Origin of the sequence: Scandinavium sp. M-37 (assembly GCF_043558715.1) — a bacterium.
Lineage (GTDB): Bacteria > Pseudomonadota > Gammaproteobacteria > Enterobacterales > Enterobacteriaceae > Scandinavium > Scandinavium vulneris_A.
This window is the reverse complement of the sequence record NZ_JBIGIN010000061.1, coordinates 1-12,019: the sequence shown is the minus strand read 5'-3', so window position 1 is coordinate 12,019 and position 12,019 is coordinate 1. Positions and strand designations below refer to the sequence as shown.

Below are 12,019 nucleotides of genomic sequence, written 5' to 3'. Positions count from 1 at the left end.
TGCTCTTTCATTTCACGCCAGTCAGGGGTGAACTCCACCACCGACATTGACGGAATGGTACGCAGGTAATGCGGCCACAACAGGCTGACCAACCCTTCGGTCAGTTCAGGCAGGTCGTCATCAAGCTTTTCACGCAGGCGGCCCATCAGGAAGGCAAAGCCCTCGAACAGCCGCTCCACGTACGGGTCGCGCGCCCCCGCTTTGTCGAGATTAAGCATTGCCGCCTGCTCGGGGTGAGCACGGGCAAACTCTTCGCCGGCTTCCAGCAGGTAGCGCATTTCAGCGTCGTAATAACGCAGGGTTAAATCATCCATATATATTTCTGCTCAGTAATTGCCGCATGAATAGTATTATTCTAAATAAAATCGCACTGAAAACACCCCTGAAGACAGGAAAATATTATTAATTACCACTCCCCCCGCATACCGATGGTGGTAGTACATACTCAGTAGCCATCCCCGGCATCCATCCATCGGGACGACCGGTACATTTCATATAGCCTTTACTCTCAAGAGTTGAGGTATACGCGTAGGAAAATATGACAGAACTTACGATGAAAACACCAACCAGACCTAAAAATGCTCTGCTTGTTTTTTTACATTTAATAACCGCCTGTTCCTCGCCGTACTGCATAGCCAAATACCAATACATACATGGAAATATCAGAATAATCGGAATCATTAGCAACGCGAAAACTGTCGGCGAAAATACAATGTCACTTCCAAACCCAAATAACTCACTATATGCATCAATTGCGAACCACAGAGAGCCTAATGATGAAATGCACCAAATAATAAGGTTACCAAAAAACCTATGTTTAGGGCTCATAAATCAATCACCTGCGATGTTAGGTCGCCAATATACTTCTTAAGATACTGCTTTATCTCAGACTCGATGACATGCCGCCCTTTTCTGAGCATTCCATCAATATACATAGCTCCTAAATCGAGCATGTCATTTGATATTTCTCGTGATTTTTCAACAAACTCTTGCTGTGCAGACTCGATGTAAGGGGCCATGAACTCAACCAGACTATCTGTAATATGATATTTCTTATCAAGTGTGTTTAACACCCAGGCTAACCCGGCCCCAAAAACAAGAACAACAGCAATATTCAGGACAACATACGCAGACATTGTATATAATCCAACGGTGTAAAGCGCTGCCGATGAAATCCCTACTTTGACTATATCAGTAGCAAGTGTTCCCAGGAACATTGCAAGTGTTGTTTCATCATTCAATATGAAATCAATTGTATCTATAACAGACACATATACAAAACCAAGAATCGCACCTTCGACAATGGATTTCTGCAAACCAAATTTACCTATTCCAGCTTCGATGATTTTTGGGTTCATCTCTGCAAAGACCGGAGCATTGAGCGTTTTCCTGATAGCTGCATAACCACTAATTTTTATCAGCCGTGTTCCTTTGTGGTTAACAAATACCGTTGCTGTGATACCAATACTCCCCAGCTTGTATACCATCGCTGAAGCATTGCCCACATCATCTATATTCGTTGCATAAGTTTTGACAGTATTCCCGACAGGATTTGTTGTGGTGTCTTTCCATTCTTTTTTAACAAAATTCCAGCCGTCAATGATCCTCTGGCATTCCTCCAGCGTCAGCAAGAGGAAATCATGTCTGTTACGTCTTAGCATCCCTCGCACATTGTCATCCGGAACAGTGTGGGTGTTAATCAACGTAGGATATCCCGGAGCTAACATCGTATCACCCTGCACGCCTGCCAGAAACGCCTGAGAAACGGCATTAGCTATCGATGTCTTTCCTGGCTCTCCTGCAAAAGCAGCAGCTCCTGCTGAACTCTTCTCGTACGTATCATCCATCATCGACGGAATAAACTTCGCCTTGCAGGGACAGGTACTGTAGCTGTCGAGGGTTCCGGCCATTCGCCTGTCGTGAATGGTATCGTTGCCGATGCCACCGGCTATCTTGAAAAGCCCGGCATGTTTACCGCAGGTCACACTGTCCTGCTCCCGGGCTACAGGTTTATCAAACAGAGTGTGATCCTCTGCGCCCGTGGTGATTTTCCCGCCGCAGGTCGTCTTGTCGCCCTGCACCAGGTAAAAGCCTTCTGCTGCCATATTTTTCCCTTTAGCTGAATTCTGTCCGGGTTATCCGCAAAGCACCGCGCTGCTTGCCGGATCGAGCGCAATCAGACCGGACAGAAGCAAATCCATCTCGGGCTGAAGCCGTGATTTATCGGTTTCACTGCGTGTGGCTTTCATGCGCAGCAGTCTGAGGCGGCGTGATTTCACTTCAAACAGCAGTGCCGGTGTCCACTGCGTGAGGGTGATTGACTGTGCGGTACTGTCGAGCTCTCCCAACAGATGCAGGGCCAGTTCGTTCTTGCCCTTCTGCTCAGCCACGCGGGCCATCAGCAAACGCAGCAGCCATTTGTCTTTCGCTGAGTCCGCACCAGGGCGGGTCTGCAGCCAGTGAAGTGTGGCATCCAGACCGTCAGTATCCGCTTTCTCCAGCGCTTCCGGCTCGAGAGCCAGGATATCGTTATCCGTCTCACCGACGGCACTGACCGGTTCATCCCGCCAGCCTGGCATATCGTCCAGCACACTCTGATTTATCCAGTTCAGCGTGACCTCATCGGCAAACGGCGTCCCGTCGTTAAAGGCCAGGGTTTCAAGTCCGGTGAGGCGACACAGCAGCCCTTTCAGGTCGGCGGCGATGATATCGGCCAGTACATCCTGCCCCGATTTCATCAGAGCCTGATGGATATACCACTGCAAATCCAGCCAGAGGTGATTGGCGCCACGCGAGAAGGTGCTGTCTGCCTGCTCCAGTATCTCCAGCCAGCTCTGTTGCAGATACAGCCGTTTGAGCATCGCCCGCTGGTCCGCCCGCGGCGGTTCGATGCGCGTTTTTCCTTCGGCATCCGGCGCCGGTATAGCACTCAGCGTGTCATGCCGCAGGCTTTTCATCAGCCGGTGTGCGGCAAGCCAGCCATCGGGCTGCTCACGCAGATATTCCGTCAGGGTACGGGCCTGTGCCAGCAAATCCTGTCCTGAGGTGATACGGCTGAGCACCGGCGCATTCGGGTCGGTGAAGTCTAAACTCTGCGGGGCCGGCGTCGTGTTCCCAGCGTTCTGCGGCACCACGGCATCCACGCCACCGGCCTTCATCAGGCGGGACTCCAGTGCGCTGTAAAGGGTATTCAGTTCTGGCCGTGACGCTTCCGGCTCTGACTCCAGGTTGTCGTGGATGAGCAACAGTGCACCGGCAGTGCGCTGTGCATCGTCGCGTACCACTTCCGGCCAGAGTGACAGGCTGTCCAGAACGCGGGAGCCTGCGAGCCACTCCAGCGCTGGTTTACGGCTCCGCTCACGCTGCGGATGAAGCTGCGTACCATAGCGCTGCAGCAATCCCGCCAGCAGCTCAAGCCCTTCGGCAAACCCGGTTTCCCCGTCCTGGTGCAGACGCGCCCAGCAGTAATAGGTGGCAATCCGGATATCTTTGGCCGTGGTGGTCAGCAATTTTTCGGCGAGTGTGCAAATCAGCCCGGTATCGATACCGGAAAGTTTATTGACCTCCTCCCGGATGCGCTGAAAATCATCGTCATATCCCGGGTCTTCTCCGGTCGGACTGGCGTCATTTACCGGAGCAAGCCAGGGCTGCCAGTTTTCCATGCGTGCCTGCGCCTGTTGCCGCAGCTGAGTGTCCTCAGCCTGACAGGCGACGACCAGATCCTGCAGTGTGCTCATTATTCGACTCCGTCCATATCACTGTTTCCTGTGTTGACCATCAGCGCCTGAGCCGTGGCCGCGCTGTCGACACTGAATATTTGCTCCGGCAACGTGAAACCACGCAATCCCAGCAGTGCCAGCGGACCTTTGCCCAGCTGTGAGCGCAGCACCCACTGCAGGGTACGACCGTCCGGGGCGGTAAAGCTCATCATCCACTGACTGCGGTCAAGTTGTCGCCGTTTACCCTGCTCCAGCCAGCGAATAAAGCCCCAGGTCCCGCTGTAATCCCCGAACAGGCGTGCACCGGCGTTAACGGTGGTCCAGGTCAGCATCGTCCCCGGCTTATAGGTATCTCCCGGCCAGCGGAAGCTCTGCCAGTCTGCCATCTGATTGAAATAGTGCAACTTCTGGCCGTCAATGGTCAGCTGGGTTTCCACCACCTGCGGCACAGGGCGCGCCTGCAGCTCAAAGCTGATGCCCTGACTGCCGTCGGTGAACAGAATGTCTGACAGCTGGCTCAACTGATTAACGGCCTTCAGGAAGGCCGGGTTAAAGCTCAGTCCCTGGCTGTTGACCTTATCCGGCACCCACTGGCTGCCCTCTTTGTGCAGCACGCCGCTGAGCTCCGTCGTCAGGAAGCGTTCAATACGTCCGCTGTCCTTGCGTACAAATTCAGCCAGCATCGGCAAAGAGGCATCACTTTTGCTCGCCGCAAACGGGAAACGCCCGTCAAAGGCGGTGTGCCAGTTCGTCACCACGGCGCGGCTCCATTTGTCATTGAGACTGGCGGCAGAGGGTTGCAGCACGGTCTCCCAGGCCTGAGTCAGTGGCTGCACAAACATCGTGCTGCCAAATCCGCTCCACTCTTCGCCCAGGCTTGCGGAAATCAGGCTGCCGTACTGCTGGGTGTCGGTCAGGTCCACGCTTTTTCCCTGGAACACGGTCTGTGCCAGAGTCTGCATCATTTCCTGCGGGTCGGAGGCGCTGGCCACCTGTTGGAGACGCAGACGCACACGGGTGATACGGGTCAGGTAGCTCTGCAGACTCAGCGTGTTATCCGCTGACATGACGTTGCTGCCCTGGTTTTTGCCCAGTAGCTGAAGCAGTGGGCCAAAGGTTTCATCGAGCGGCCCCTGCGGGCCTGACGCAGACTGGTCAATCGCAGGTTTGTCTTTTCCGCCGACCAGGTCTTTAGCCGATTTGATGATGGAATCCGAAAGGCCTTCGTTGTGCTGGCCGGTCTGTCCCTGCCAGGCGATGGTATTCATCAGGGCAATCAACGGAGACTGACGGACATCACTCATCAGCGTCAGCTGGTCGGTGACGTCCGCAATATTATTCGCTGGGTTAAGTCGCAGGCTGTTGAGGAAGCTCAGCCAGCTGCCGGCAAAATCGGTGAAGTAACGTTGCGTCAGGCGCGCTTTCAGGGCTTCCGGTGACAGGTCTGAGGAAACCGCTTTCCGGCTGTCACTCAGCACCCAGTCAATTTCATCCCGGCGGGAATTTGCGGCCTTTTCGATAGCCTGCTGGATGCCCCCTTCCCACGCCTGGCGAGTGAACATGCCCGGCACCACCTCCTCGGTGGTGAACAGGCGGCGAGCGTCGGTCCCGCTGGTCATGTCTTCCAGAGACACATCGGCAAAGTTACGACGCACGGACTTGAGCATGTTCTCGTACAGGGTGCTTTCGGCATTACGACGCCCGATTTGCTGCAACAGCACCTGACGGCTCTGGCTGACCAGTTGTGTGTCCGGGGTGATTTTCCACTGTGGCTGCTCAGGCAGTTCGGTGATGTAAAAGGCCCACAAATCCGGCGACAGGCTTTGCCACAGACCGGTTGAGATGCCCGTGCGCGTCGGCTGCACGGCTTTCATGGTCTGCGCGTAATACGCGCCGTCGGTTTTATCCGGACGGGCCATCATCAGCCAGGCTTTCAGCTGGTCATAGCCTGGTTTCGCCAGCTGCGCACGCTGGTCGCTGTTGGGGGCTGAGTTTGCCAGCGCGCTGAGCTTCTGCGTCAGGGCGGCATTTGCCGGGTCGCGGATCAGGCGGTTGTTCGCCACGCCGTACCAGGGCAGCATCGCATCGAGCAGCTGCTGGTTATGGTCCAGGCCGAAACGCTGGTACCAGGGCGCGCCTTCCTGAATACGGTGCTGCAGGCGACCGGCGTCATTACGCAGCTTGTGCAGTGCGGTCAGCTGATAATCCGATACGGAAGGGTGCTCCACCAGGGCGTGAGCCTGCTCAGCGACAGAGACTATCTGTGACCGGTTAAGCATAAATGACAGCAGCGTTCCCGCCCCCCAGACACCGATAATGGCCATCAGCGTCCAGACCAGCGTCTGCTCCCACGCCATACCGACACGGCGCCCACGCACGCGGGTACAGTCATCCACAATGCCCTGCCAGGTTACCGGCAGGGTCAGGGCATGGCGTTGCGATTCAGGGATATATTTCTCAGCGTCGGCTGTTCCCTCAGACGTATGAACAGGGTGGCAGTCCGGCAGGCTGAACATCAGGCCACGCAGCGGAACGCGCTGCTGTGCGGCAGACAGCCAGGGCACCAGTTGCTGAGCCCAGCGGGCGATACCGCCGTCTTTGAGATGCTGGCCGAGGCGCAGCAGGAAGTCGTGGCCGTTGTTCTCCGCGACCTGACTCACCCCCTGCGTCCGCAGGGCCGGCAGCATCAGCTCAAGCTGGCGGGTAATATCGTCAGGCTTAGCACGCAGCGGGAAACTGGCCCCCACCGTCTGTTCAGGCCGTTTAGTCTGCGGCCAGGTGCTGTCGCACAGTTGCCACAGCCAGACCGGCGCGGAATAACGCAGCAGTTCACTGATTTTTTCCAGTCCACGTAAATCGTTATCGCTAATCTGAGGGGTGAGGTTAAGCGACTGCGGTATGACGCGGACAATACCGTCCAGCGGACGCCCACGGCGCAGTTTACGCAGCGCAGTATATTTTTCCTTATCGGGCTCAGCAGTCAGACTCCCGCCGTAAATCAGAACGGTACGGTTACCTTCAAGCCACTGGTTTTCCTGCAAACCGGGGACCAGTTGTTCGATTGCCGCCTCATCGCCAGTGATTAACAACAGACGAGTTTTTCGACGCCAGTAAAGGCCAATACGGGCGCGGAGATGTCCCCGAATCTTGTTACACATGGCCACCGCAGGGTGAACAGGTGCTTTATCATTTTCCCGTTTCTTTTTCTCATCATCACCGTTGGTGTTGTCGACAAGTGCATTAAACTCCTGCTTACCGACACTACGAACTGCCGCCAGTAGCACCACGGATACGATAAGGGCACAGCCTGAAATACATCCGCCAGCGATAAGCCAGTAAATTTGCTGCTGGCTACCGTCTTCAATCCCGGCTATATCCGGATGCTTCCAGACCATGAACGTCATAACGGCTAACAGCAAAAAGAAAATCAATGCGACAGCAAGATATCGGCCTTCCGTAGTCTTCGGTGCTAAAGGTAGCTTCAAGGATCCATCTCCTGTCGGGAAGCAATCGGGGTAATGAGCGTGCTCCACAGCACATTCTGTGTGGTATCACCGCAGATAATCATCTGTGGTGACTGAGTTTGTCGGGCGATTTCAGTGGCGGCAGCGATAGCCAGCCAGGGGGCTGCTGCTCCGGCATTTCCCATGGATGTATCGAGTGAAATGACGGCGTCGTCCTCTACAGACTGCGCAGGGTGTGCATTCTGGCACGCGATAACTTCTGCGCGCTGCTCACCCGTCAGCCCGGCAAGCCATAAATTTTTCACAATATTTTCTTTGAGCGGGACGTTATAGGCGGCCATGTTCATCCCCTCCCTCAGCTCACCGGTTGGAGCAGCATCTGGCCGGTGCAGCAACGCGAGAGGTTCGAACGCCTCCTGGGTCAGGCGGTTGCCAAGAAGCAGAGCAACGGCTGCTTCAGCAGTATTGTTTGAAACAACCGGATCAATCTGGAGGCCAACAATCAAAAACATCGCCTCATCTTTAATGCGTTGATCCAGCCAGTGGTTGACTGCCCCCGGCCCATTGCTGTCTGTGTACTCAAGCGCGCATGTTATGCCACTCTCCTGCCAGGCTTCATGCCAGATATTTCTGACAGCAGGGAATGACAGAGATGACGAGACATCGAGGATGACAACAAGCGAAGCGTTCTCCGGAAACTGGTGAACTGGCAGATCAGCAATGAGCTCTGAGAACAGATGTGAGATGACTAATCCAGGAGTAACTTCTGGTTCTGTCGTGATACGGCTCAGTCGCTTGCTTTTTTCGCCTTTCCAGTCCGACTGCGAAATGATAATGCTGTGGTTATTGAGCATTTCAACAGCGACAGATGATTGTTCATCTTCCTGATGGGCCGTAATAAATGTCGTATTCAACACCTGAAGCGCACGACGAGCCCTACGGGTCTCACTCAAGATCCATTGCTCCCGACGCCGGTCAAAACCATTCGCTTTACTGTCCTGTAATGACCAGATCCACATGCGAAAACCGAAAGTTACAATCCAAACAACAACGGGCGTACCAATAGCGACCAACCAGAAGTGGTTGTTATCGATGTATCGCCCGAATATACGCATGAAGATCACGTTGATGACCAACATCGCCACCAGGACAGCAATCCATCGTGTTTTTTTTGGTGTGACCGGTCGTGGATAACATTCGGGAAGATGCTTTAGGGAATAAAACATATTTTCTCAGCCAAATAACTACAATAAAACTTCAAACACTATACTTAACAAACTTCAAATCAGATGCCCCAGCAAACTTTTTGCAAGAGAACATCTAAGAATCAAACTTATGAAGTTATAATGTTTTGGTTTTTTTACCAGATTTTGACAACTGATATACCTCTTCAATTAAATATTTATTTTTATCCGAAATTAGGTGATATTCAAAATAATCCATATCAGCGTCTGTATCTCCAAATCTAGACGACACTCCTGTTTTAATTATAACCTCTTGATCATTTTTTTTAGTGCTGAGTATTTTTTCCCCATCAGCAATATGCAACGAGTATTGACCATAGACATCATAACCAATCCTGCTTGTAGATTGAGTGCAATACTTATTAAGTAATTTAATGTACTCATCTTTTGCCTGAAAACCAGTGTCTTCACTTAGATTTTGCGTAGCTTCTTCATTCCATTGCTCATAGTCACTTATAAAGTTAATGACTGTCTGCTGAGGAGTCAATTTTGAATTTGAACTCATTGCAAATACAGAAAATGTCATCGACACAAATAACACGATTAGCAATTTTAAATATTTCATATTTATTCCTTAATGGCAAAATAATCGGCTTCTTGTTCTGTAGAATCGTTAAGCACATACCACGCATGCTTAAACGCAGGCCACCTGACGTCCTCAAACGCCATTCTCCCTGGATTTATTCTCCTTGTAACCTCTTCTGCATCGTTATGAGTCTCACCTTGATCAGCCCAAAAGTTTATACCTAATTTCCCTGAGGCTATAAGTCGCCCATTGCGGCTTATATATTTTTGCTTACTGGACCAGTAATAACCTCCGGCATCAAATGCAAAAAATGCTTCCTCTACAATCAGATTATTATGTGGTTCTGTAGTGAAATAATTAGAACCTGAACCTTGCCGATATTCACTGTAATGACCATAATTAGCCCTTCCAGTTAGGTGAATAGATCCTCGGCCTTTAAATCTAGCACCATCACCAGTCAGTGTATTCCCTAACTTATGACCCTGATCCGTGCCCGGGTCGTAGTGTACAGAAAAATAGTTCGCAGAGCCTAGCTCGACTAAACTATCGAACCGCCCGGTTTCAGCAGCCATCTGACCGAAGAAGTGTGAAATTCTGATTGGTGTATTAATTCCATATTTATTTAGTATTTTGGGGAGAGCCTCATTTATCGCCGCTGGACGTTTAACATCCCCTGCACTGTTCGCGCCCTCTTCGGTTAATCGCTTTGTTAGTTCTTCAACGGTTAATGGATGTCGACGATCATAAACAGCCACAGGTGATTTTTGATACTTTCTCACCAATTTAATAATATCGTTCAGACTGAGCCAACTGCAAAGTCTCATGTGAGTAATAAAATCTACAGGGTTGAAATGCCACAATCTTCCGCTACCGAGAGCTCCTGAATCAAAACACAGCGCTTCTGCATGTTGCTTAAATTTGCCATAGTCTTCCTCACTCATTAGCGTACGTTCATTTGATTCCTGCGACCCGGGAACCTGCCATATGGCAGTTTTTTCCGGCGTACACTGCTCCCAGGGCAGACCGGTCATCAACCATTTATATCTGGCATCTATTGTGCTTTTTTCCCACTCGAATGGTAAACAGCAGATAAGCCTGTTGCTTTGAGTTTCGTAGCTGCCGTCTTCCTGCTGCTTTCTGATGATCGCCGAATTACACTGGCTGTGTGTATCGTTGTCATCATCTACCAGCCGCCATCCCGTCCAGTGCGGAAAATCAGCATCACTAAACTTTTTAATGCCGGGATCGGCAAGATTTACCACGCCAGCTCCACCCGGATAACTGACCGTCATCCATAATGGCGCATCTGCCGGCACCAGCGTTTCATGCTCGGTATTAATTACCCGCCCAAAACGCAACAACTCAAACCCCGAGCTTGGGCTCTCCTTATAATTTCGCATCGCGGTTTTATAGAGGTTATATTCGTAGTCTTTACCGTCAGCGTTAACCAGCGGCTCGCCCAGCAGATTGTACTCGCCATCAATTTGCGTATTTTTTTGCCGGGTCACCATCGTACAGTTGCCCTGGGCCAGAGTCATACTGGCATACAGAGGCGCATTGCTGGTATAGAGTTCAGAAAGTCCGGTGATGGAAGTGCTGTTATCTGTAGGCGCCTTGTCATAAAACTTTGTTCCTTCTGGCAGATAAAAGTGGATATCACCGTAAACCGCATCGGTGCGACCATCTTTTGAAATATCCAGCTCCTCTGTCTTTCTGCCTGTCAGTTTACTGATGTTGTCGTCATCGCAGAAAACCTGGAAGTGAAATTCATTCTGGCCGTCAGTCATTCCGGAAGAGCCTAGCGGGTCTTTACGGTAGACTTTGGCGTCAGCTATTATCCCTGCTTCCAGAAACTTCAGATGCATATACAAAGAGTAAAAAACTACCTTACCGTCCTCTCCGGAACCAATTTCCGTCTCATGTTTCAATAAAATATAACCATCATCCGTACCCCTTACAGGGGCATACTTTAGTGGGAACTGGTCTCTTTTTTCTGGCGGAGACGGCTTGCGGAACGACACCACGGTCCCGTCAGCGATTGCTCTCACTTTCTCCGGTGTTGTGCCTGCATCCGTATGTGAGATATGGATGCCCCCATGCCAGGACTCTGATGCATTGAGAGGATATCCCCGGCGAGCATTGACAGGCATCATCGCTTCAATCCAGTCTGCGTCAGACTGAGTGGCATCTTTATCTCTCAGTAACGGAGGACTGATAATCATATGTTGACTCCTTGTCAGGAAAAACTGAAGTTACTGGAAGGTTCGGTCGTTTCAGGTGCCACATTCGGGAAGTCTTTTGGCTCATTGGCCTTATCTTTTCGCCCGTAATGCCCGGCTTTGGTCCGGTACTCCCCCTGAGTGGCAGACTCAATACCATTGGCATCAAGCGTGATATAACTTCCGCCCCCGTTAATCGTGACTTTTTTCTTCGCAGTAATATGGATTTCATCTTCGGTACTGGTGAGACTGAGTTCGCCGCGGGCGATCAGCTCCATCAGATCATTCTGCGCCTGAATTTTTACAGGTCCCTGGTTCGCGATGAGTTTGATCCCCAGCTTACGAACAAACACGCTCAGGGCATTGCCCACCCCGATGAACAGATTTTTCACAACGCTGACGTCTGCATTTTTACCGGCAGTAGCTATCAGGTTCTGCCCTGCAGATACCTGCAGATGTTGCCCGCTTGTCAGCGCCATTCCCTCCGGTGCGCTGAGTAGCAGTACTGATTTTTTGAGGTCTGTCAGCTGCTGTTCCAGCAGTTTAATTTGCGCCTGGAGATCCGCCGGGTTCGCGGTCGCCTTCTGCGCGTCTTCAGAGATGGATGTCATCTGCTCCCGGGCATTACCCAGATTGCTGACCGCCGGCTGCATCTCCAGCACCTGGCCCTGTGCTTTCTTCTGGCCATCAGCGCTGATAAACATCCCTTTCTGTGCCCTGATGGCACCCCAGCTGTCGGTTCTGAGCTCAAAACCTTCACCGCGCTTCTGCTTCTCAGCATCCACTAAATGTCCGAGATTCAGCTGGCTCTTGCCGCCGTACTCAGTGGAGACTTTGATATGCTCCT

General features: G+C 51.8%; 9 protein-coding genes. All 9 read right to left on the bottom strand.

The features are described 5' to 3' along the window. On the bottom strand, positions 1-314 hold a 314-nt coding region (locus ACG0Z5_RS23320), incomplete at its 3' end, for a type VI secretion system baseplate subunit TssF (RefSeq protein WP_394451488.1). Between the two features lie 88 nt (positions 315-402). Continuing rightward, positions 403-828 carry a hypothetical protein gene (locus ACG0Z5_RS23315; protein WP_394451486.1) on the bottom strand — a complete coding sequence of 142 codons (426 nt, stop codon included), beginning with the start codon at positions 826-828 and terminating at the stop codon, positions 403-405. Further along, positions 825-2,105, bottom strand: coding sequence for a PAAR domain-containing protein (locus ACG0Z5_RS23310; RefSeq protein WP_394451484.1), 1,281 nt, complete (start codon positions 2,103-2,105; stop codon positions 825-827). The genes ACG0Z5_RS23315 and ACG0Z5_RS23310 overlap by 4 nt, the downstream gene beginning before the upstream one ends. 30 nt (positions 2,106-2,135) lie before the next feature. Then, positions 2,136-3,737 (bottom strand): type VI secretion system protein TssA, encoded by a 1,602-nt coding sequence (gene tssA, locus ACG0Z5_RS23305; RefSeq protein WP_394451482.1) that lies wholly within the window; start codon positions 3,735-3,737, stop codon positions 2,136-2,138. Beyond that, complete coding sequence (locus ACG0Z5_RS23300; protein ID WP_394451480.1) at positions 3,737-7,204, bottom strand: ImcF-related family protein; 3,468 nt, start codon at positions 7,202-7,204, stop codon at positions 3,737-3,739. Before ACG0Z5_RS23300 ends, tssA begins: the two co-directional genes overlap by 1 nt. Beyond that, entirely contained in the window at positions 7,201-8,409 is a 1,209-nt protein-coding gene (locus ACG0Z5_RS23295) for a hypothetical protein (protein WP_394451478.1), read from the bottom strand. The genes ACG0Z5_RS23300 and ACG0Z5_RS23295 overlap by 4 nt, the downstream gene beginning before the upstream one ends. 115 nt (positions 8,410-8,524) lie before the next feature. Further along, entirely contained in the window at positions 8,525-8,992 is a 468-nt protein-coding gene (locus tag ACG0Z5_RS23290; RefSeq protein ID WP_394451476.1) for a hypothetical protein, read from the bottom strand. 2 nt (positions 8,993-8,994) lie between these two features. Further along, positions 8,995-11,175: a hydroxyethylthiazole kinase gene (locus tag ACG0Z5_RS23285; protein ID WP_394451475.1), complete on the bottom strand. Its 2,181-nt coding sequence runs from the start codon at positions 11,173-11,175 to the stop codon at positions 8,995-8,997. A gap of 14 nt (positions 11,176-11,189) precedes the next feature. Further along, positions 11,190-12,019 (bottom strand): DUF2345 domain-containing protein (locus tag ACG0Z5_RS23280; protein ID WP_394451473.1); only part of this gene is annotated, 830 nt, incomplete at its 5' end.